The organism is Microbacterium esteraromaticum, from assembly GCF_028747645.1.
Classification (GTDB): domain Bacteria; phylum Actinomycetota; class Actinomycetes; order Actinomycetales; family Microbacteriaceae; genus Microbacterium; species Microbacterium esteraromaticum_C.
The window spans coordinates 2754148-2776676 of record NZ_CP118100.1; the positions used below are offsets into that span (position 1 = coordinate 2754148).

Here is a 22529-nt window from a genome sequence, read left to right on the forward strand (position 1 = left end):
TGGAAATGACTATACGGCACCGTACAGTACGATGCCGCCATGGCTCGTCCCACTTCTTCGACACCTCGGCCACGCCGCAGCCGCGACGACTGGATCGACATCGCGATCGACTTCGGCAGCCGGGTGGGGTTCGATCAGCTCGCCATCGAACCCCTCGCCGCTTTCGCCGGAGCCACCAAGGGCAGCCTCTACTGGCATTTCGCGGATCGCGCGGCCCTCATCGACGCCGTGCTCGATCGCTGGGAGCAGCGGGCGACCCGCGAGGTGATCGACGCGCTCGATCCCACCGCGCCCGATGCCGCGGCAGCACTCCTCGCGCACACCGTGGGCCATGCGCACGATGCCACCGAACTGCGGATGCTACTGGCCAGCGCCGATGCTCGTGTCGGCCCGGTGGTCGCGCGCGTGCATTCGACCAGGCTGGCCTTCCTGGAGCGCATCCTGACCGGGCGCGGGATGCCGCCCGCTGATGCGTCCGCGCGTGCGCGGCTCGTCTACGCGGCATACCTGGGAGGTCTGCTGCTGAACGACGACCCTGACGCCCTGCGCGAGACGATGCTCCGCGCCCTCGAAGCCTGAGCCGGGGCGCCGACGCCGGTTCCTGGGCGGGAACGTAGAAAGGGGGCGGATGCCGTAGCATCCGCCCCCTTTCTGGAAACGCGTGTCAGTCGTTGCCGCTGGCGGCGAGGTCCGGCGTGGCCGAGATACCGGCGCCACCGGTGTTGATCCCCACGGCCACCTTCTCGCCACGCGGTGCGTGCTCGAAGGTGAACTTGCCGTCGACGACGTCGACCTTCACGTGGTCGCCGGTGTCGAGCTGACCGTGCAGGATGCGCTCCGAGAGCTGGTCCTCGATCTCGCGCTGCATGGCGCGGCGCAGCGGCCGGGCACCGAGCGAGGGGTCGAATCCGATCTCGATGAGCTTGTCCTTGGCGGCGTCCGAGAGCTCGACCGTCATGTCGCGGTCGAGCAGGCGGTCGCCCAGGCGCTTGACGAACAGGCCGACGATCTGACGCAGTTCGTCCTTGTTGAGCTGCGGGAAGACGATGATGTCGTCGAGGCGGTTGAGGAACTCGGGCTTGAAGTGACGCTTGAGTTCTTCGTCGACCTTGCCCTTCATGCGCTCGTAGGTCGTCTGCGAGTTGCCTTCGATCTGGAAGCCGACCGGGCCACCGGCGATCGCCGACGAACCGAGGTTCGTCGTCATGATGATCACGGTGTTCTTGAAGTCGACGATGCGTCCCTGACCGTCGGTCAGGCGACCCTCTTCGAGGATCTGCAGCAGCGAGTTGAAGATGTCGGGGTGGGCCTTCTCGATCTCGTCGAACAGCACGACCGAGAACGGCTTGCGGCGCACCTTCTCGGTGAGCTGGCCGCCCTCTTCGAAACCGACGAATCCGGGAGGGGCACCGAACAGACGCGAGACGGTGTGCTTCTCACCGAACTCGCTCATGTCGAGCGAGATCAGCGCGGCCTCGTCGTCGAAGAGGAACTCGGCGAGAGCCTTGGCGAGCTCGGTCTTTCCGACGCCGGTGGGGCCGGCGAAGATGAACGAGCCCGAGGGGCGCTTCGGGTCCTTGAGGCCGGCGCGCTGGCGACGGATCGTGCGCGAGAGCGCGGCGATCGCCTCTTCCTGGCCGATGACGCGCTGGTGCAGCGCCTTCTCCATGAAGACGAGTCGGCTGGATTCCTCTTCGGTGAGCTTGAAGACGGGGATGCCGGTCGCCTGAGCGAGCACCTCGGCGATCAGGCCCTCGTCGACGATCGCCTGGGTGGCGACGTCGCCGGCACGCCACTGCTTCTCCAGGCGCAGCCGCTCACCGAGCAGCTCCTTCTCCTGGTCGCGCAGCGCGGCGGCCTTCTCGAAGTCCTGCTCCTCGGAAGCTGCCTCCTTGTCCTGACGCACCTTGGCGATGCGCTCGTCGAACTCGCGCAGCTCGGGCGGCGACGACAGGATGCTCAGGCGCAGACGCGCACCGGCCTCGTCGATCAGGTCGATGGCCTTGTCGGGCAGGAAGCGATCCTGCACGTAGCGGTCGGCGAGGTTCGCGGCGGCGACGATCGCGCCGTCGGTGATCTGCACCTTGTGGTGCGCCTCGTAGCGGTCGCGCAGTCCCTTGAGGATGTTGATCGCGTGGGGCAGGGTCGGCTCGTTCACCTGCACCGGCTGGAAACGGCGCTCCAGCGCAGCATCCTTCTCGAAGTGCTTGCGGTACTCGTCGAGCGTGGTCGCGCCGATCGTCTGCAGCTCGCCGCGCGCGAGGAGCGGCTTGAGGATGCTGGCGGCGTCGATCGCGCCCTCGGCAGCGCCCGCGCCGACCAGGGTGTGGATCTCGTCGATGAAGACGATGATGTCGCCGCGCGTGCGGATCTCCTTGGTGACCTTCTTCAGGCGCTCTTCGAAGTCACCGCGGTAGCGGGACCCGGCGATGAGCGAGCCGAGGTCGAGCGAGTAGAGCTGCTTGTCCTTGAGAGTCTCGGGCACGTTGCCCTTGACGATCGCCTGGGCGAGGCCCTCGACGACGGCGGTCTTGCCGACACCGGGCTCACCGATCAGGACGGGGTTGTTCTTGGAGCGGCGCGAGAGGATCTGCATGACCCGCTCAGCCTCCTTCTCGCGGCCGATGACCGGGTCGAGCTTGCCGTCGCGGGCGGCCTGCGTGAGGTTGCGCCCGAACTGGTCGAGCACCTGCGAACCGCCCTGCGCCGAGGCCGGACCGTCGTTGGCCTGCGCGCCGACCGAAGCGGTCTCGCGCCCCGGGGCTCCCGAGAGCAACTGGATGACCTGCTGGCGCACCTTGTTGAGGTCGGCGCCCAGCTTGACGAGCACCTGGGCAGCGACGCCCTCACCCTCGCGGATGAGACCGAGCAGGATGTGCTCGGTGCCGATGTAGTTGTGGCCGAGCTGCAGCGCTTCGCGCAGGCTCAGCTCGAGCACCTTCTTGGCGCGCGGCGTGAAGGGGATGTGGCCGGACGGCTGCTGCTGGCCCTGGCCGATGATGTCTTGCACCTGCTCGCGCACGGCGTCGAGCGAGATGCCGAGGCTCTCGAGTGCCTTTGCCGCGACGCCCTCACCCTCGTGGATGAGGCCGAGCAGAATGTGCTCGGTGCCGATGTAGTTGTGGTTGAGCATCTTCGCCTCTTCTTGGGCGAGGACGACGACCCGACGGGCTCGGTCGGTGAATCTCTCGAACATGCTGTGACTCCTTTTCGCGCGTCGGCGAAGCGGCTTGAGGCCTTGTACATCGAGAGTAACGAGCGCGCGCGTGCTGTATGCCCGTGTTCGCCGTCGGCATATCACCCCGCGTGCTTCCCACCCCGCCCTCACCGCGGAGACCCCCAGTTGCCGTCGACACCCCGCCCTATCGACGCCGCCAGGTGGGGGTGTGGGCAACAACAGGGGGTGTCGGCGCAGGCTCCTGGGGCGCACGCTTGACGCACATATCGACTGTCGTTATGTTAACGACAGTCGATAACAACGAATAGCGTTATGCACGGAGGGTGCTCATGACTCGAACAGTGGATTCACCGGTGTCACCAGCTGACAGAATCGGCGCGCGCGTGGTCGCCTCGGGCGCCGTGCTCATCGCCGCGGTTTCGGTCTTCGCGGTGATCCGCGGCGCGCTCGACGTGTTCGGCGCTGAAGTCACAGTGCGGATGCCCGTGCACGACGCTGCCGCGCCGACGCTGTCGGGCATCGACGGCATCCGCTCGGCGGAGTACATTCAGGCGGATGTCGCCTTCGCGACGTTGCCTGCGGCGGCGCGGTGGATGCTACTGCTCGAGGGGGCTCTTCCCGCGCTGGCGATCATCGGGGTGTGCGCCGTGGCCTGGTGGCTCGGCGTCTCGCTGGTTCGCGCACGCCCGTTCCGCCGGACAATGTCGACCACGATCGGACTCGCCGCGTGCCTGGTTGCCGCCGGAGGCATGTTCGGTCAGTTGTGCGGCGGGATCGGTCGCGGGATGATCGTCGACCACCTGGCGGGCACAGATCCCGGTGTCTACGACGTCTTCCCTGCGTTCGCGATCGATCTGAACCTCGCCCCACTCGGGTGGGCCTTCGCTCTCGCGCTAGTGGCGACCGCCTTCGAGGTGGGCCACCGCCTGCAAAGCGACACGGAAGGGCTCGTGTGATGTGGGAATCGGATGAACTACTACCTGGCATGCTGCAGCTGGCAGCCTGGCTCGCCGCCCTTGGCCTCGTAGCCGGGATCGGGATCTGGTGGGCAAGACGGCGCGGGAGCGACACACTCGCACTGACCATCACCCGTAGCCTCGCCGGTATCGCGATCGGGTTGTCGTTGATCGGCCTGATCTTCGGTGGTATCAACCAGTTCATCGCGCCACAAACGTGGCTCAGCGACCACATGCGCATGTGGGTGGATCTTCACCAGAGTTCCCTGCTGAGCCCGGCCTGTGATGCGGACGGTCTCCTGCCGGACGGGTCACCGGGCGGCGACGATGCGCTCTCCTACTGCAGGGGTGCGATCACTCATCTCCCGTTCGCCCCACGGCTGGCTCTGTTTATCGCGACATTGTTCACATTCGTCGCAGCGATTGCGATCGCATGGTCCACCTACACGGCCGCTCTGCTCGCCAGCCGGCGTGAACCCTTCCATCCATCGGTCCACCGCACCTTCGCGCTCGCGGCGAACATCACTCTGGTGGCGACAATCGCCGCAAGCACCACCACGACCATCGGGACGACGACCGCCGCGCGCTCCCTCGTGTGGATGCCTGATGTCACGCCGCCATTCATGTTCCAGCTCCCTCTCTGGCCGTTCGCCGTCGCCGTCGGCCTCTTCGCTCTGTCTGCGATCTTCCGATACGGGGCGCGGCTGCAGCAGGAGGCCGAGCAGTTGCGGCATGAGACGGACGGGCTGATATGAGCCCCGCCGAGGCAGATGCGGATGCCACGGGCATCCACTGCCGTCTCGATGAGCTCCTCGCCGCCCGGGGCATGACGCTGACCGAGCTGAGCGCTCGCGTCGGCGTCAGCGTGGTGAACCTGTCGGTGCTCAAGAACGATCGCGCCCGCGCGATCCGCTATTCGACGTTGCGGGCGATCTGCGATGCGCTCGACTGCGAGGTGGGTGAGCTGCTCGTGCTGGCGTGACAGCTACGCTCGGGCTGTGAGCAACGATGCCCTCGATCTCTCGACCGCCCTCGCCCCTGTCGACGCCGTCCGGGGTGTGTTCGCCGTCGACGGCTACTACGTCTGGTGCGGCACGCCGGTCGCGGCCGACGATGGGTACTACCTGTTCTATTCACGGTGGCCCCATGGCTCTGCCGGGCGCGACCCCGACGACGAGGGTCTCTTCGACGGCTTCGACGGATGGTTGAAGCACTCCGAGATCGCCGTTGCCCGGGCATCCGACCCGCACGGCCCCTACACGCAGCTGCGCACGATCCTCACGGGCAGCGGCGACCCCACCCGTTGGGACCGCTTCACCGCCCACAACCCGCATGTGCGCCGGTTCGGTAACCGCTACTACCTCTTCTACGTCGCCACGAATCCGGGCAACACACCTGAGCCCACCCTGTCGCGCCAGCCCAGCTCCTGGCTGCGATACCACAGCGGTCAGCGCATCGGCGTGATCGTCGCCGACACTCTCGAAGAGCTGGTCAGCGGCCGCGCCGCGGCGCCCGATGCACCGCTGATCGCCCCCGATGGCATCCGCACTTTTCAAATGGCCGTCAATCCCTCGGTCGCGCAGACACCGCACGGCGACTTCGTGATGATGTACAAGACGTGGGATGCCGAGCAGCACTACATCAACGTCATCGCGACCGCCCCGCAGCCCGACGGCCCCTACGCCCTGCAGGGCACCGCTCTGCAGGGCGCGCAGCAGGCCGAAGACCCGTACCTCTTCTTCGATCCCAACCGGCAGCGCTTCTACGCGATCGTGAAGGACTTCCAACCCGGCGACGATCGTACCGGCTGTCTCACCCCGCAGTTCGGCGCGCTCGCCCTCGTCGAGTCCGACGACGCACGCACCTGGCGCCCTGCTGAGCATCCGGTCGTCTCGTTACGTCGCCTGCGCACGACCACCGGTGACAACATCGACGTCGAACGGCTCGAACGGCCCCAACTGCTGTTCGACGAGACCGGGTGGCCAATCGCGCTGCATGCCGCGATCAGCGTGGGCGACCCCGAACTCGGCACCCAGAACGTGTGCATCCCCCTGCGTCCCGAGCCAGTGGGCACCCACGTGTAACGTATGTTTCACAAAGGGGGGCTGCAACCATGGCGGATGCTGTACAGGACACCGGCGTCGACCCGGTCGGCACGCTGATCCGTCAATCCCTCGACGTGCTCAGTTCGGGCGAGCGCAAGGTCGGCAGAGCGATCCTCGCCAACTATCCGATCGCCGGACTCGGTACGGTCGCAGAACTCGCCCAGCGCGCAGGCGTCAGCCCGCCCACGGTGGTGCGCTTCGTGACGCGGCTCGGGTTCAGTGGCTTTCCCGCGTTCCAGAAGCGTCTGGTGCGAGAGCTCCAAGAACGCCTGGGCTCCCCGCTCGAACAGTACGACCGCGCCGACCTCAACTCCGACGACGGTGAGCTCGCCCGAGCCTCGCGGGTGTTCTCGGGGAGCATCGCCGCGACGATCGCCGATCTGCCCGAGAGCGAGTTCGACCGCGTCGTCGCGCTGCTCTCCGACCCGCGGCGTCGGGTGCGCCTCATCGGCGGGCGCTTCAGCCATCTGCTCGCCGACTATCTGGGCGCGCACCTGACCCTGTTGCGTCCGGGAGCCCAGACGATCGGAGCCGACGAGTTCACCCGTCTCACCGCCATCACCGACACGCGCCGCGATGATGTGCTCGTCGTGTTCGACTACCGGCGCTACGATGCCGAGATCGTGCGGTTCGCCCGTCGTTGCGCCGAGCGCGGTGCCGACGTGGTGCTGTTCACGGACCGCTGGCTCTCTCCGGCCGCCGACGTCGCGTGCGCTGTGCTTCCGGCCGGTGTCGAGGCCCCCTCACCTTTTGACTCACTCGTGCCGGCAATGGCGGTGATCGAGACCGTGATCGCGGGTGTCACCGACCGTCTCGGGGAAGACGGCCGGCGACGGCTGGAGACGATGGAAGACCTGCGGAGCGGCACCACGGATCACCCCGTGTGATGACGGTCACCAGCCCTGATAGGGCGCGATCTCGTGGTCGGAGACGACGCCCTGCGCTGCATCGTCGATCGCCGTCGTGAGGATCGCGACGGCCCTCTCGATCGAGTCGGCGGAGATGGTGAGCGGCGGTGTCAGTTCGATCACGTTGCCACGCACCGGGTAGGCGATCACACCCAGTTGCCAGGCACGGTAGACGGTCTTGGCGGTGAGGGCATCGCTGTCGGCACGGTCGCCGCTCACGAGCTCGACTCCCACAGAGAGTCCCCGTCCGCGCACGTCATCGATGAGCCCCGCACCCGGGCGACGACTGCGCGCGTAGTCCGAGAGGAGACCCGCCAGCTGAGCCCCGCGCTGGGCCGCATTCGTCGTCGCGGCACCTTCGCGCACGATCCGCAGCACGGCTCGCCCGGCGGCGCATGAGATCGGGTTGCCGGTCGTCGTCATCAACGCCGAGGCGACCGGATGATCGAGGACGTCAGCGGGGCCGATCGTCGCCGACAGCGGCAGGCCGCCGCCCAGTGCCTTTCCGAGGGTGACCACGTCGGGAACCACCTCATCATGCTCGAACGCATGGGTGCGGCCGGTACGGCCGAGCCCCACCTTCACCTCGTCGACGGTCAGCAGCGTGCCATGGCGATCGCACAGCGCCCGGAGGCCGGCGAGAAATCCCTTCGGCGGCACGATGAGACCCCCGTCGGACTGCAGCGGCTCGACGATGACGGCGGCCGTCTCCCCGCGCGCGAGCTCCCGATCCGCGCGGTCGAGCACGTCGCCGAGAACGGTCGACGGATCCCCCGTGTGTGGTCGATGCGGATCCGGGTAGGGCAGGAATGTCACCGCCGCATCCGCGGCGACCCCCGCCGATACGTGCACCCCCGAGACGCGCTGAGCGGTCCCGAGCCCGCCGTGATACCCGTTCTCGAACGCGAGGATGCGCGGCCGCCCCGTGGCTGCTCGGCATCCGCGGATGGCGACGTCGTTCGCATCCGTGCCCGCGTGCCCGAGATAGACCCGCCGGTCGGCCGCCCCGAGCCTGCTCGGTATGAGGTCCAGCAGCTCCTCGGCGAGCGCGACGGCGTCGGGATGTGAGCCGGAGAGAACCGAGGAACCGGGTGGGGCGATCGCGGCGTGGGCGATGGCGGCGGCGATGCTCGCCTCACCATGACCGAAACCGGATGCCGTCCAGCTCGCGCTGAGGTCGATCAGCTCCCGCCCTCCCGGCTCGACGAGCACCGATCCACGGCCCGTCTCGGCCACCAGCGGGAAGAACCGCAGGCGCTGGACTCCTGCGATCACCGATTCATCGCGGGCGGCCAGCCGCGCAGCATCCGTTGTGCTCACCCGAGCGCCCCCTGGTCGCCGCGGTGGTGCTCGATGCCGAGCACGCGCTCGGCTGCGGCGAGATAGCCGGCCATCAGAGCGCGCGCGACCAGGTCGACCGCGTCGTCGTCGGGCAGGAAGCGGGGGTGGTGAAGCGCGGGCTGAGGGTCGCGCCCGGCTGTCTCGACACCGACGAACAGCATGAGCGACGGCACCGCGTCGCAGAAGTACGAGAAGTCGTCCGCGCCGAGGGAACGCATCGGCTCGGCCCCGTCGACGCCGAGCAGCGCCAGCCAGTCATCTGTGCCCGACGCGAGCGAGATGTCGTTGATCAGGGCGGGCTCGCCGTCGATCCGAGTCACCTGCGCGGTGGTCCCGTAGGCCTGCGCCGTACGCTCCGCCATCTCGCGGACGGCTTCGAAAAGGGTGACGCGGTCCTCCGGGTCGGTCGTGCGCATCGTCGCGAAGATGCGCGCCTCTGCGGGCAGCACGTTCGCCGCTCCCTCTCCCGCGGTGAGTGTTCCGATGCTGATCAGCGCCGGGCGCAGCGGGCTGACGCTGCGCCGCACCACCTCGGGGATGCCGATCGCGATGTGGGCGACGGCGGCGACCACGTCGTTGGCGTCGTGCGGGTATGCCCCGTGTCCGCCACGTCCGCTGACGAGGATCTCGATCTCGTCGGCTGCGGCGTTGATGAAGCCGCCTCCCGAGGCGACCGCGCCGCGACGGACCCCGGGGTGCACATGCGCACCGATGACGTGCGCGATCCCGAACCGGTCGATGACACCCGCTTCGACCATCTCCAACGCACCCGAGGGGTAGCTCTCCTCACGGGGCTGAAGCAGACCGACCAGCCCCAGGGGCAGCTCGACCCTGGCGGCGGCGCGTAACAGCGCCACGACCGCCGCCTGGTGGACGTCGTGACCGCAGGCGTGCATGGCACCATCGGATGCTGCGAACGGCGCCCCGGTCTGCTCTGTCACCGGCAGCGCATCGAGCTCCGCCCGCACCGCGATGCTCGGGCCCTCGACGGGTCCGACGCGGCCCACCGCGCCGGCATCCGCGATCTCCTCGAACGGGATGCTGGTGTCGAGTGCCGCGAGCAGACGTGCCCGCGCGGGGTGCTCCTGTCCTGAGACGCACGGTGCCGCGTGCAGCTCTCGGCGCAGTTCCCGCGCGGCCGGGAGTTCCTCATCGAGCGCGTCGCCCCAGCGCGTCGCCAGCTCGCTCAGGGGCGTACGGTTCGGGCTCACGGGCCCTCCGCCCCGACCAGGCCGGTCTCGACCGCGAACAGGCGATCATCGAGCCGGTACGCGCGCCGCGCGTTTCGCCAGGCGACGAGCTCGGTTATGCGCGCGCACTCACCGGCCGGCCACTGGTCGCGCTCGACGAACACGTCGAGCGCGCGCTGCAGGCCCCGACGGAACAGCAGAGCCCCGAGGTAGTACAGCTCGGCGACACCGAAGGCGTCGGATGAGAACAGGATCTTGTGGAACGGTGCGAGCTCGAGCGTCTCGGCGATGATCTCGTCGGACCGGGATCCGGTGTAGTTGATCGCCAACCCGACGTCGAAGTAGACATGCGGGAACACCTGGGCCAGGTACCCGGCCTCACGGTGGAACGGATAGCAGTGCAGCAGCATCACCCGCGTACCGGTCGGGCGGGTGAGGCGGAGGAACTCGGTCAGCAGCAGCGGATCGCAGCGGTGCAAGTCGACGTCGGCATCGCCGTAGCCGATGTGGAACTGGATCGCGCATGCCCTGTCGACCGCGGCCCACAGCAGGTGCCGGATGATCACCGGGTCATCCAGGCGGACGACGTCACCCGTCGTGTCGATCCAGCGAGCCAGCGCCTCATCCACCTCCTCGGAGGAAGGACGCTCCGGGGCGAAGTCGAGACCGATGCGATACGCGGCGATCGACTTCACGCCGATCGCCGACCGCAGCCGTTCGTCGAGAACGCCGTCGTACGCCTCTCGGAAGCCGGCGGCGTCACAGCCGGCGATCACCAGCTCCTCCGCGAGACGCTCCAGACGCACAACCTCGAAGGCGCGTGCGCCCGCAGCATCCGCCATCTCCGTCGGATCGAGGATCTCGTCGGCACGATGCCCGATCTCGATGAAGTAGTCGCTGATGCCTGTGGCGCGCAGCAACCGGCGGCTCACCTCATCGCCGCCGAGCTCGCGTCGCCGCGCCAGGTACGCCTCGGCCGACACGAACGGGTCCAGCCCGAGCACGGGTGCGCAGTGGCGGCGGATGGCGAAGCCCACCTGCGTGTCGAAGTGGGTCGTCCCCTCCGGGGCGTCCCAATCCGACTCGGTGATCAACGACTCGAATGCGGAGTCGTCGAGATTGTGCAGGGTGACGCCGTGGCAGTGGTGGTCCAGGAGTGGGACGGTGGCGGGCGTGTTCTCAGTAGACACGGGTGTACACCTCGCACTGTTCGGCGAGCGAGCGTGCCTGCACCGAGGCGAACTCATCGCGTTTGATCGCATCGAAGGTGGCGAGGAATGCCGGCGAGAACCATCCGGACACGACCTCGTCGGCCTTCAGCATCTCGAGCGCCTGTTCAAGGTCGCGGGGCAGTTTCGCGAGGTGCGCGTGACGTCCGTCGAGATCCAGCTCGCCCTCGACGACCTCGGGCGCCTCAAGTCGTTCGCGCAGTCCCTGCATGCCGGCGCGCAGGATCATGCCGAGCAGGATCCACGGGTTCGCCCCGATGTCGCCGCCCCGGAACTCGAAGTGCAGCTGACGACTGGGGTCCTTGCCGTCGATCTCGTTCGTCGGGCAGATGCGCAGCAGCGCCTCGCGGTTCTGCAGGCCCAGGAACGCGCGTGCCGTCGACCAGTGGTGCGGTGCAAGTCGCAAATAGCTGGTCGCGAGCGGGGCGAACAGCGCTGCCATCGCGGGGCCGTACTTGATGATCCCGGCAGCGAAGCTGCCGGCGAGCTCCGAGAGCCGGCCCGGGCGCGACGGGTCGTAGACGAGCGTGTTGCCGTCGGCGTCGTCCAGACCGAAGTGCACGTGCACGCCGTTGCCGCTCTCGCCGGGGGCGACGACCGGGGCGAACGATGCCTCGCGCCCGTGCGCCTCGAACAGGTCGTACACGATGTCGCGCACGAGGATCGCACGATCGGCCGCACCCACAGGGTCGGTCGGCGCGACCGTGATCTCGTACTGGTGGCGACCGTACTCGGGAAGCCAGGTCTCGGGCTCCAGTCCGGCGCGGTGCAGCACCGACATGAGCTCGGATCCGAGTGGCTCCGCGCGGCGGAAGGCCTGCAACGAGAACGGATGGTGGTCGCCGGACGCACTGACGTCCATGAACTCGTGCTCGAACGAGCACCGGGTCGTGATGCCGAAAACCTCGCGCAGCTCGTCGACCGTGTCGCGTAGGAACGTCCGAGGGCAGCTCTCCCACGGCGAGCCGTCGGTGTTCACCAGATCGGCGAAGACGACGTTCAGCGGCGGACGCCCCGGGATGCCGTCGACGCGCGCGTGCGATGACTGATCGGGCTTCAGCCTCAAGTCGCCGCTGGATCCGTACGGGATGTCATCGACGATGTGCCCGAGCGATCCAATGCCCAGGTTCGCGGGGACCCAGCCCAGAGAGGTGCGCTCGTCGAAGTCCGCGAGCCGCATGGAACGGCCCTTGGTACGAGCGGCGATATCGGTGGTCGCGATGAAGATGAGTTCATCGCTCTGGGGTGTGGTGTGCATGTCTTCCGTTCGGCTGGGGAGGTCGGCGGGGCTGCGAGGAGGTGCGGCCATCAGTCCAGGTCCTCGGTGCTGATGCGCGAGCCGATGCGGGCCGCGAGCGACGGGCGCACCAGCACGATGATGAGACCGATCACGCACCATGCTCCCGCGATCCACGGGAAGTACGAGTACGGTGCCACCTGACCCGAGATCTGGATGAAGTACACGTAGGCGAGGAAGCCGATTCCGAGCACGGGGATGATGACCTCCCACTTCGGGATCTTCGACCCCCGCGAGAAGGTGTGCTTGATGACGCCGACCGAGGTCATGCCGTAGGCGACGACCATGCAGAGCGTGGCGATGGTCGCGAACCAGTAGTAGACGTCCACCGAGCTCGCACCGAACAGGCCGAAGCCGACCGCGAGCACCACGGTGAACGCGATCACGGACACCGTCGCGTGCACGGGCACACCGGTCTTCGGGTTCGTCGCGGCGAACGCCCGCGGACCGAAGCCGTCGCGGGCGAGGGCGAACAGCAGTCGTGCCGCGGCGGCGGTCGAGCTGAGCAACGACGCGAAGGCGACAAGGAAGGCGAAGATGGCGATGAGCACGGCGAACCATTGCCCGATGTAGATCGAGGCGAGCGTGGTCAGCGTCGACGACGCCCCGGCGAACGCCGCGACGCCCTCGGCATCCGTACCGAACCCGATCGTCTGCGCGAACATGACGAGCACGTAGATCGCTCCGGCCACGACCACGGCCAGCAGCAGCGCCTTCGGGACCACCCGCTTCGGGTTGCGGGTCTCCTCACCGAGCGAGGTGCCCGACTCGAAACCGGCCCACGAGAGGAAACCGAACACCGCGGCGGTCATCACCGCACTGATCGGCGCTTCGCCGGGCAGGAGCACCGAGAAGTCGACGCCCGTCGACACGGGCGCGGTACCCGAGGCGACGCGGGCGATGATCACGACCGACAGCACGACCATCGCTGCGATACCGACGAAGCCGATGCCGAGCAACGTACGGGCCGTGACGGTCGATTCACGCAGGTTCAGGACGAGCACGAACACCGAGACGACGATCGGGACCAGCACCCACGCCCAAGCGGGCAGCGTGATGCCGAGCTCGGCCATCATGGCCTCGAAGAAGACCGCGCAGGCCCCAGCGATGCACACGGCGAAGAAGAGGTAGGTGCCCAGCAGTGCGAACCCGCCGAAGAACCCGGCACGTGGGCCGAGCGTGGAGCCGGCGAGCGCGTACACCGAACCGGCATGGGTGATGTAGCGGGTGAGGCGGATGAAGGCGTACGCCACGAGCATGGTGCCCGCGAACGACACCAGGAAGGTGAACGGCACACCGGAGCCGACGAGGCCCGCTACGCCGATGCCGTTGAGCGACATCGCCATCACCGGGCCCATAAAGCCCACCGATATCGCCACTACCTCCCACAGGCGCAGGGTCTTTCGCGGAGAGGACGCGGCACGGGTCGCACCGTCGTCCAGGGTCTTCGTCGTCGAAGTCATTTCGGGCCTTTCATCCGACGTCAGCTCTGACGCCCAGGGTGGCGAACCGGATCGCACGGCGGCTGACGGTTCGAGCGGATTCTGAAACAGATATTACACAGCTGGGAGACCGCGGCCAAGAGTGTTTCATTCATTCCAGCAGCTCGTTGTCATCTGGCGTCATCTCCCCGCTCGGAATATGCATCGGCTTCTAACGTTGAACCCACGTGGCGCGCACCGTGCGCGCGTAGACATGGAGATCCCCGTGAGCAGCACTACTCGCGCCCAGAAGGCGCCAGACACCCGAGGACCGGTCCGCAAGCTTCTGACCTCGTTCGGGTTCCAGATCATCGCCGCACTCGTGCTCGGCATCGCCGTCGGGCTCATCGCCGTCGCCACTGGTGCCAGCGCCGAGAACAAGACGCCCCTGTTCACGACGCTCGACACCATCGGCAGCTCGTACGTGACGATCCTGCGCGCCGCCGTCGTGCCGCTGATCTTCACCGCGATCGTCGCGAGCATCTCGAACCTGCGCCGCGTGCAGAACGCGGCGCGACTGGCGGGTCAGACCCTGCTGTGGTTCGCGATCACCGCCTTCATCTCGGTGACGATCGGCATCGTGCTCGGGCTCGTGATCCAGCCCGGCGCACGCGCGGGCGAAGGGCTCGAGACCGGCGACCCCTACACCGTCGGTACCTGGTGGAACTTCCTGCTCGGGCTGATCCCGCAGAACTTCCTCGGCCTGTCGGTGGGCAGCTCGTTCGACGCCGATGCCCAGATCGTCACCTCGAACGTGAGCTTCAACATCCTGCAGGTGATCGTCGTCGCCGTCGTGATCGGTATCGCCGCGCTCAAGGCCGGCAAGAAGGCCGAGCCCTTCCTGGCGTTCACCGAGTCGCTGCTGAAGGTGATCCAGCGCGTGCTGTGGTGGATCATCCGCATCGCTCCGATCGGCACCTTCGGCCTCATCGGCGCCGCGGTGGTCAAGTACGGCTGGGACAAGCTCACCTCGCTCGCCTGGTTCGCCGGCGCCATCTACCTGGGGCTGGCGATCGTCCTCTTCGTCGTCTACCCGATCCTGGTGAAGGCGCACGGCCTCTCGATCAAGCAGTACTTCTCGGGAGCCTGGCCGGCGATCCAGCTCGCTTTCGTGAGCCGCTCGTCGATCGGAACGCTGCCGCTCACCGAGCGCGTCACCGAGCGCAACCTCGGCGTGCCCCGCGGCTACGCGTCGTTCGCCGTGCCGCTGGGCGCGACGACCAAGATGGACGGCTGCGCCGCCATCTACCCGGCGATCGCCGCGATCTTCGTCGCGCAGTTCTTCGACATCGAACTCAGCATCATGCAGTACCTCCTGATCGTGGTCGTGTCGGTGTTCGGCTCGGCCGCGACCGCGGGCACCACCGGCGCCGTCGTGATGCTGACCCTGACCCTGTCGACCCTGGGTCTGCCACTCGAGGGCGTTGGACTCCTGCTCGCGATCGACCCGATCCTCGACATGGGACGCACCGCGACGAACGTCGCCGGTCAGGCCCTGGTGCCGACGATCGTCGCCAAGCGCGAGGGAATCCTCGACGAAGAGCTGTACAACGCACCGCGCAACGGCCTCCCCTTCGCCGAGGACCTCGACGACGAAGACGACGAGGCATCGGATGCCGACGATCACACGAGTACGACGCAGCCGGCTACCGCTGGCTAACAGCACGAGACGACGAGGCGCCCCGTTTACCGCAGCCTGGACGGGGCGTCTTATCGTTCTTCAGCCCGGTATCGGTTGTGTCAGACCGATCCGTCTTCCAGCGCGCGCCGCAGCTCCGCATTCTCGTCCCTGAGTGCGTCATTCTCGACCTGCAGACCGACATTTTGGTCCTGAAGATCGAGCACCTTGCCTATCCCGGCGAGATTGACCCCCGCCTCGCGCAGGGCCGTCACTCGCCGCAACCGGGTCAGGTCGTCCTCGCTGTAGCGCCGCGTGCCGCCGTCACTGCGCAACGGATGCAGCAAGCCGTGCTTCTCGTACAGCCGCAATGTCGGTCCCGCCAGGTCCGCCAGCTCAGCCGCCACGGCGATGCCGTACAACGGCGTGGACGTGTCGCGTTCGTTCATTGCTCTGCCTCCACGGGTTGAAATCTTCTTCCAACAGCGGTATAGATCTACATCACAAGGTGTAGATAATCTGCACTGCGAGACCGAAAGGAGAACATCATGACCATGACCCTCGACCCGATCAGTCAGCTGGATCGTCTCGTTGCGAGTGTGCTGGACTCCGCACCGGCACCGCGCACGATGCCCGTCGACCTTTACCGCGACGGTGACCGCTACGTGCTGCACGCCGATATTCCGGGCGCGGACCCCGGATCCATCGATATCGATCTCGACGGATCACAGCTGTCCATCCGCGCGCAGCGCACTGCGGGAAACGGGGAAGGCCTCCGTTGGATCGCCCGGGAACGAGGATCCGGCAGCTACTTCCGACAGTTCACCCTGGGCGAGGGCGTCGATCTCGATCGCATCAGCGCGACCTACGACAGCGGCGTGCTGTCTGTGGTGATTCCCGTCAGTGAGCGGGCAAAGCCCCGCAAGATCACGGTCGAGTCCGCCGACCAGCGCGAGGCGATCGATGCATAAGCCATCGAATCACGCCAACTCCTGAATACAGAGAGGCGGGTACGGGTCATGATGACCTGTACCCGCCTTGCGGCGTCCGTGATGGCCCCGCAGCGATCACGCCAGCAACGATATGACCTCCGCATCCGAGGTCTGTCGGAAGTCGACGTAGTGCATGCCCACCGCCATGAAGTCACGCGGTGCGTGCAGACAGACAACCGCATCGGCATCCAGGCGGTCGAGGACGTCAGGAGCGGCGACGGGAACAGCGACGACGATTCGCGCTGCCGCTCTCGCCCGCGCAACAGCACAGGCCGCGCGCATCGTCGCTCCCGTGGCGATGCCGTCGTCGACAATGATCACGGTGCGCCCAGAAAGCCCGACAGGCTGGCGGCCGGGTCGGAACATCGCGGCGCGGCGGCGCACCTCGTCGCGTTGCGTCTGCTCGCGCCGAGCGAGATCCGACTCCGAGATACCCGATGCCCGAATGAGATCGTCATTGCGCGCGACCGCGTTCTCTTCACCGACAGCGCCGAGCGCGAGTTCTTCGTGCCCTGGCGCCCCGATCTTGCGCACGATGAGCACGTCGAGCGGCGCATCGAGTTGCCGCGCAACCTCAGCGGCGACGGGCACGCCTCCGCGAGGAAGGCCTACGACGGCTGTACCGTCCGCAGCCACGCGCCCGCCGAGGACCGCATCGTCTTGGCTGAGCGCGGATGCGAGCTGCCGCCCAGCGTCCTGCCGGTCCGCGAAGATGCGCATACTCTCGGGATACGCGTTGTCGCGGCGTTCGTCAACCCCGTATCGCGGGCGCTGCGTCGCCCGAAACTGTCGTGTTAACGCGAAAGAGCCACCCAGCGTTGGGTGGCTCTTTCGTTTAAAAGGAGTCCGGCGGTGTCCTACTCTCCCACAGGGTCCCCCCTGCAGTACCATCGGCGCTGTGAGGCTTAGCTTCCGGGTTCGGAATGTGACCGGGCGTTTCCCTCACGCTATGGCCGCCGTAACACTATTGACATGTGTCGGCAACACACTCGTGGGTGTGTTGTTTGGTTCCGACCGTACGTCGAGAACCACAAAGTGGACGCGTTCATCTTTGGAAAGAATTGGTGTTATCAAGTCATCGGCTTATTAGTACCAGTCAGCTGCACACGTTGCCGTGCTTCCACATCTGGCCTATCAACCCAGTAGTCTGGCTGGGAGCCTCTCCACCCGAAGGTGATGGAAGTCTCATCTTGAGGCCGGCTTCCCGCTTAGATGCTTTCAGCGGTTATCCATCCCGAACGTAGCTAACCAGCGGTGCTCCTGGCGGAACAACTGGCACACCAGAGGTTCGTCCAACCCGGTCCTCTCGTACTAGGGTCAGATCCTCTCAAACTTCCTACGCGCGCAGCGGATAGGGACCGAACTGTCTCACGACGTTCTAAACCCAGCTCGCGTACCGCTTTAATGGGCGAACAGCCCAACCCTTGGGACCTACTCCAGCCCCAGGATGCGACGAGCCGACATCGAGGTGCCAAACCATGCCGTCGATATGGACTCTTGGGCAAGATCAGCCTGTTATCCCCGAGGTACCTTTTATCCGTTGAGCGACAGCGCTTCCACAAGCCACTGCCGGATCACTAGTCCCGACTTTCGTCCCTGCTCGACCTGTCAGTCTCACAGTCAAGCTCCCTTGTGCACTTACACTCGCCACCTGATTGCCAACCAGGTTGAGGGAACCTTTGGGCGCCTCCGTTACTTTTTGGGAGGCAACCGCCCCAGTTAAACTACCCACCAGGCACTGTCCCTGAACCGGATCACGGTTCGAAGTTAGATATCCAATATGACCAGAGTGGTATTTCAACAATGACTCCACCATAACTGGCGTCATGGCTTCACAGTCTCCCACCTATCCTACACAAGCCACACCGAACACCAATACCAAGCTGTAGTAAAGGTCACGGGGTCTTTCCGTCCTGCTGCGCGTAACGAGCATCTTTACTCGTAATGCAATTTCGCCGAGTTCGCGGTTGAGACAGTTGGGAAGTCGTTACGCCATTCGTGCAGGTCGGAACTTACCCGACAAGGAATTTCGCTACCTTAGGATGGTTATAGTTACCACCGCCGTTTACTGGGGCTTAAATTCTCAGCTTCGCCTTGCGGCTAACCGGTCCTCTTAACCTTCCAGCACCGGGCAGGCGTCAGTCCGTATACATCGACTTGCGTCTTCGCACGGACCTGTGTTTTTAGTAAACAGTCGCTACCCACTAGTCTCTGCGGCCACCACACCCTTTTCCCAGCAAGTGGGTATAAGTGGATGGCCCCCCTTCTCCCGAAGTTACGGGGGCATTTTGCCGAGTTCCTTAACCACGATTCTCTCGATCTCCTTGGTATTCTCTACCTGACCACCTGAGTCGGTTTGGGGTACGGGCGGCTTGAACCTCGCGTCGATGCTTTTCTCGGCAGCATAGGATCACCCACTTTTTATCCGCATCGTGTCTCAGCCATCATGAGTCACGGATTTGCCTATGACTCGGCCTACACACTTGCACCAGGACAACCATCGCCTGGCTTGGGCTACCTTCCTGCGTCACACCTGTTAATACGCTAGCCGCACCAGCATAGGGTCGTGTGCTCCACCAGCCGGTGCCACCCGAAGGTGACGATGACTGGCTTTGGACACTTAGCATTACTGGATTAGCTTGGGCGGTTCTTCGCCGGTACGGGAATATCAACCCGTTGTCCATCGACTACGCCTGTCGGCCTCGCCTTAGGTCCCGACTTACCCAGGGAAGATTAGCTTGACCCTGGAACCCTTGGTCTTCCGGAGGACGTGTTTCTCACACGTCTTTCGCTACTCATGCCTGCATTCTCACTCGTGTAGCGTCCACGGCTGGTTCACACCGCCGCTTCACTCGCCACACGACGCTCTCCTACCCATCAACACGGCTGGACCACGAAGGCCTACCAAAAATGTCAATGCCACAACTTCGGTGGCGTGCTTGAGCCCCGTTACATTGTCGGCGCGGAATCACTTGACCAGTGAGCTATTACGCACTCTTTCAAGGGTGGCTGCTTCTAAGCCAACCTCCTGGTTGTCTAAGCAACTCCACATCCTTTTCCACTTAGCACGCGCTTTGGGACCTTAGATGGTGGTCTGGGTTGTTTCCCTCTCGACTATGAAGCTTATCCCCCACAGTCTCACTGCTGCGCTCTCACTTACCGGCATTCGGAGTTTGGCTGACGTCAGTAACCTGGTGAGGCCCATCGGCCATCCAGTAGCTCTACCTCCGGCAAGAAACACGCAACGCTGCACCTAAATGCATTTCGGAGAGAACCAGCTATCACGAAGTTTGATTGGCCTTTCACCCCTATCCACAGCTCATCCCCTCAGTTTTCAACCTAAGTGGGTTCGGCCCTCCACGACGTCTTACCGTCGCTTCAGCCTGGCCATGGATAGATCACTTCGCTTCGGGTCTAGGACATGCGACTGAATCGCCCTATTCAGACTCGCTTTCGCTACGGCTACCCCACACGGGTTAACCTCGCCACATATCACTAACTCGCAGGCTCATTCTTCAAAAGGCACGCTGTCACCCCTACTAAGGAGGCTCCAACGGTTTGTAAGCAAACGGTTTCAGGTACTATTTCACTCCCCTCCCGGGGTACTTTTCACCTTTCCCTCACGGTACTTGTCCGCTATCGGTCATCTGGGAGTATTTAGGCTTATCAGGTGGTCCTGACAGATTCACACGGGATTTCTCGGGCCCCGTGCTACTTGGGATACTCTTCACGCTGTGAGCAGCGTTTCAACTACGGGGCTGGCACCCACTATGGCTGGCCTTTCAAGACCATTCGTCTACACCGTCACATCACGTCGACCACTCGGCAGAATGATCAGAAAAGTCCCACAACCCCGGGCATGCAACACCTGCCGGCTATCACACACACCCGGTTTAGCCTCATCCGCTTTCGCTCGCCACTACTCACGGAATCACTGTTGTTTTCTCTTCCTGTGGGTACTGAGATGTTTCACTTCCCCACGTTCCCTCTACCCGCCCTATATATTCAGGCGGGAGTCACCAGGTCGCACAAACGCCTGGCGGGGTTTCCCCATTCGGACATCCTCGGATCAAAACTCGCTTATCAGTTCCCCGAGGCTTATCGCAGATTGCTACGTCCTTCTTCGGCTCCAGATGCCAAGGCATCCACCGTTTGCTCTTAAAGACTTGAAATCACATGAGAAGCCACCAGCCCAGGAAAAGACTGGCAGCAAATAATTCTTTAAGATGCTCGCGTCCACTGTGTAGTTCTCAAAGTACGGGCGGTCCCCCACACCACCCCCCACAAAGGGAGACGACGAAAGGGGCCACAAGGAAACAGAACAACCCACCCCACAACAGGGAAGGCCGGCCCGGTCCCTCAGGACCCAACAGCGTGCAGGCCCCCAGCTCATCCCCCAGTCCGTTCCCACCGCAAGCGGCGTACTAAAACCAGAAGACTCACCAAGAGCCATGTCAAATGTTCCACCCATGAGCTCCGGTCACACACATTCGGTGTGAATCCGGCTCTGTCGGTCCCGAAGAACCGCAGTGCTCCTTAGAAAGGAGGTGATCCAGCCGCACCTTCCGGTACGGCTACCTTGTTACGACTTAGTCCTAATTACCGATCCCACCTTCGACAGCTCCCTCCCACAAGGGGTTAGGCCACCGGCTTCAGGTGTTACCGACTTTCATGACTTGACGGGCGGTGTGTACAAGACCCGGGAACGTATTCACCGCAGCGTTGCTGATCTGCGATTACTAGCGACTCCGACTTCATGAGGTCGAGTTGCAGACCTCAATCCGAACTGGGACCGGCTTTTTGGGATTCGCTCCACCTCACGGTATTGCAGCCCATTGTACCGGCCATTGTAGCATGCGTGAAGCCCAAGACATAAGGGGCATGATGATTTGACGTCATCCCCACCTTCCTCCGAGTTGACCCCGGCAGTATCCCATGAGTTCCCACCATTACGTGCTGGCAACATAGAACGAGGGTTGCGCTCGTTGCGGGACTTAACCCAACATCTCACGACACGAGCTGACGACAACCATGCACCACCTGTTCACGAGTGTCCAAAGAGTTGACCATTTCTGGCCCGTTCTCGTGTATGTCAAGCCTTGGTAAGGTTCTTCGCGTTGCATCGAATTAATCCGCATGCTCCGCCGCTTGTGCGGGTCCCCGTCAATTCCTTTGAGTTTTAGCCTTGCGGCCGTACTCCCCAGGCGGGGAACTTAATGCGTTAGCTGCGTCACGGAATCCGTGGAAAGGACCCCACAACTAGTTCCCAACGTTTACGGGGTGGACTACCAGGGTATCTAAGCCTGTTTGCTCCCCACCCTTTCGCTCCTCAGCGTCAGTTACGGCCCAGAGATCTGCCTTCGCCATCGGTGTTCCTCCTGATATCTGCGCATTCCACCGCTACACCAGGAATTCCAATCTCCCCTACCGCACTCTAGTCTGCCCGTACCCACTGCAAGCCCGAGGTTGAGCCTCGGAATTTCACAGCAGACGCGACAGACCGCCTACGAGCTCTTTACGCCCAATAATTCCGGATAACGCTTGCACCCTACGTATTACCGCGGCTGCTGGCACGTAGTTAGCCGGTGCTTTTTCTGCAGGTACCGTCACTCTCGCTTCTTCCCTGCTAAAAGAGGTTTACAACCCGAAGGCCGTCATCCCTCACGCGGCGTTGCTGCATCAGGCTTCCGCCCATTGTGCAATATTCCCCACTGCTGCCTCCCGTAGGAGTCTGGGCCGTGTCTCAGTCCCAGTGTGGCCGGTCACCCTCTCAGGCCGGCTACCCGTCGACGCCTTGGTGAGCCATTACCTCACCAACAAGCTGATAGGCCGCGAGCCCATCCCCAACCGAAAAATCTTTCCACCCACACACCATGCGGTGATGGGACATATCCAGTATTAGACGCCGTTTCCAGCGCTTATCCCAGAGTCAGGGGCAGGTTGCTCACGTGTTACTCACCCGTTCGCCACTAATCCACCCAGCAAGCTAGGCTTCATCGTTCGACTTGCATGTGTTAAGCACGCCGCCAGCGTTCATCCTGAGCCAGGATCAAACTCTCCGTAAAAAAACGATGCATACCCACCCACCGGGAAAACGGCGAACAGGCAGCGAGTTCAATCATGACCAAAAAACGAACATCATTGCTGACATTCACATATAATTTGATCCAAAGGAATTCTCAACCAGCCAAAAAGACTGGACGAGGATAATTTGGCATTTGACAAGTGCACGCT

The 22529-nt window shown here is 64.4% G+C and carries 16 protein-coding genes and 3 rRNA genes; 8 read left to right on the forward strand and 11 right to left on the reverse strand.

All coding sequences use genetic code 11. The features are described from left to right. The first annotated feature begins 39 nt into the window (after window positions 1–39). Window positions 40–579, forward strand: coding sequence for a TetR/AcrR family transcriptional regulator (locus PTQ19_RS13315; RefSeq protein ID WP_274367673.1), 540 nt, complete (start codon window positions 40–42; stop codon window positions 577–579). A gap of 85 nt (window positions 580–664) precedes the next feature. Here PTQ19_RS13315 and PTQ19_RS13320 read toward each other — a convergent pair whose 3' ends face one another. Further along, a complete protein-coding gene (locus PTQ19_RS13320; RefSeq protein WP_179409919.1) occupies window positions 665–3196 on the reverse strand; it encodes an ATP-dependent Clp protease ATP-binding subunit in 2532 nt (843 codons plus the stop codon). A 335-nt stretch (window positions 3197–3531) separates the two neighbouring features. Between PTQ19_RS13320 and PTQ19_RS13325 the strand changes: the two genes are divergently transcribed. From PTQ19_RS13325 to PTQ19_RS13345, 5 genes are read left to right on the forward strand one after another with little or no spacing between them, the layout of a single operon-like run. Continuing rightward, window positions 3532–4134 carry a hypothetical protein gene (locus tag PTQ19_RS13325; protein ID WP_274367674.1) on the forward strand — a complete coding sequence of 201 codons (603 nt, stop codon included), beginning with the start codon at window positions 3532–3534 and terminating at the stop codon, window positions 4132–4134. Window positions 4135–4163: 29 nt separating this feature from the next. Continuing rightward, window positions 4164–4889: a hypothetical protein gene (locus PTQ19_RS13330; RefSeq protein ID WP_274367675.1), complete on the forward strand. Its 726-nt coding sequence runs from the start codon at window positions 4164–4166 to the stop codon at window positions 4887–4889. Then, window positions 4886–5116, forward strand: coding sequence for a helix-turn-helix domain-containing protein (locus PTQ19_RS13335; protein ID WP_274367676.1), 231 nt, complete (start codon window positions 4886–4888; stop codon window positions 5114–5116). The genes PTQ19_RS13330 and PTQ19_RS13335 overlap by 4 nt, the downstream gene beginning before the upstream one ends. Window positions 5117–5132: 16 nt before the next feature. Continuing rightward, entirely contained in the window at window positions 5133–6218 is a 1086-nt protein-coding gene (locus PTQ19_RS13340; protein WP_274367677.1) for a glycoside hydrolase family protein, read from the forward strand. 29 nt (window positions 6219–6247) lie between these two features. Continuing rightward, window positions 6248–7126 (forward strand): MurR/RpiR family transcriptional regulator, encoded by an 879-nt coding sequence (locus tag PTQ19_RS13345; RefSeq protein WP_274367678.1) that lies wholly within the window; start codon window positions 6248–6250, stop codon window positions 7124–7126. 6 nt (window positions 7127–7132) lie between these two features. Here the strand turns inward: PTQ19_RS13345 and PTQ19_RS13350 are convergent, their stop codons facing one another. Genes PTQ19_RS13350 through PTQ19_RS13370 form a run of 5 tightly spaced genes read right to left on the reverse strand, consistent with a single transcriptional unit; the run spans window position 7133 to window position 13667 of the window. Further along, on the reverse strand, window positions 7133–8467 hold the full coding sequence (locus PTQ19_RS13350; protein ID WP_274367679.1) for an aspartate aminotransferase family protein: 1335 nt from the start codon (window positions 8465–8467) through the stop codon (window positions 7133–7135). Next, window positions 8464–9699 carry a M20 metallopeptidase family protein gene (locus PTQ19_RS13355; protein ID WP_274367680.1) on the reverse strand — a complete coding sequence of 412 codons (1236 nt, stop codon included), beginning with the start codon at window positions 9697–9699 and terminating at the stop codon, window positions 8464–8466. The genes PTQ19_RS13350 and PTQ19_RS13355 overlap by 4 nt, the downstream gene beginning before the upstream one ends. Then, window positions 9696–10868 (reverse strand): amidohydrolase family protein, encoded by a 1173-nt coding sequence (locus PTQ19_RS13360; RefSeq protein ID WP_274367681.1) that lies wholly within the window; start codon window positions 10866–10868, stop codon window positions 9696–9698. The genes PTQ19_RS13355 and PTQ19_RS13360 overlap by 4 nt, the downstream gene beginning before the upstream one ends. Then, window positions 10858–12216: a glutamine synthetase family protein gene (locus tag PTQ19_RS13365; protein ID WP_274367682.1), complete on the reverse strand. Its 1359-nt coding sequence runs from the start codon at window positions 12214–12216 to the stop codon at window positions 10858–10860. The genes PTQ19_RS13360 and PTQ19_RS13365 overlap by 11 nt, the downstream gene beginning before the upstream one ends. Beyond that, window positions 12216–13667, reverse strand: coding sequence for an APC family permease (locus tag PTQ19_RS13370; RefSeq protein WP_274367683.1), 1452 nt, complete (start codon window positions 13665–13667; stop codon window positions 12216–12218). The genes PTQ19_RS13365 and PTQ19_RS13370 overlap by 1 nt, the downstream gene beginning before the upstream one ends. 244 nt (window positions 13668–13911) lie before the next feature. On the opposite strand from PTQ19_RS13370, the gene PTQ19_RS13375 reads away from it, so the two are divergent. Beyond that, entirely contained in the window at window positions 13912–15345 is a 1434-nt protein-coding gene (locus PTQ19_RS13375; protein WP_425313121.1) for a dicarboxylate/amino acid:cation symporter, read from the forward strand. 80 nt (window positions 15346–15425) lie between these two features. Here PTQ19_RS13375 and PTQ19_RS13380 read toward each other — a convergent pair whose 3' ends face one another. Continuing rightward, a complete protein-coding gene (locus PTQ19_RS13380) occupies window positions 15426–15752 on the reverse strand; it encodes a MerR family transcriptional regulator (RefSeq protein WP_274367684.1) in 327 nt (108 codons plus the stop codon). Window positions 15753–15851: 99 nt separating this feature from the next. Between PTQ19_RS13380 and PTQ19_RS13385 the strand changes: the two genes are divergently transcribed. Continuing rightward, window positions 15852–16274, forward strand: a complete 423-nt coding sequence (locus PTQ19_RS13385; RefSeq protein ID WP_274367685.1) for an Hsp20/alpha crystallin family protein — start codon at window positions 15852–15854, stop codon at window positions 16272–16274. A 96-nt stretch (window positions 16275–16370) separates the two neighbouring features. On the opposite strand, the gene PTQ19_RS13390 is transcribed toward PTQ19_RS13385, so the two are convergent. The 4 genes from PTQ19_RS13390 to PTQ19_RS13405 all read right to left on the reverse strand — a co-directional run bounded on the left by PTQ19_RS13390 (window position 16371) and on the right by PTQ19_RS13405 (window position 22360). Continuing rightward, window positions 16371–17015 (reverse strand): phosphoribosyltransferase, encoded by a 645-nt coding sequence (locus PTQ19_RS13390; RefSeq protein ID WP_274367686.1) that lies wholly within the window; start codon window positions 17013–17015, stop codon window positions 16371–16373. A gap of 124 nt (window positions 17016–17139) precedes the next feature. Further along, window positions 17140–17256, reverse strand: a 5S ribosomal RNA gene (gene rrf / locus PTQ19_RS13395). A 105-nt stretch (window positions 17257–17361) separates the two neighbouring features. Then, window positions 17362–20467 (reverse strand): 23S ribosomal RNA (locus PTQ19_RS13400). Window positions 20468–20835: 368 nt separating this feature from the next. Further along, window positions 20836–22360 (reverse strand): 16S ribosomal RNA (locus tag PTQ19_RS13405). Together the 16S, 23S and 5S rRNA genes form the textbook arrangement of a ribosomal RNA operon. Window positions 22361–22529 lie beyond the last annotated feature (169 nt).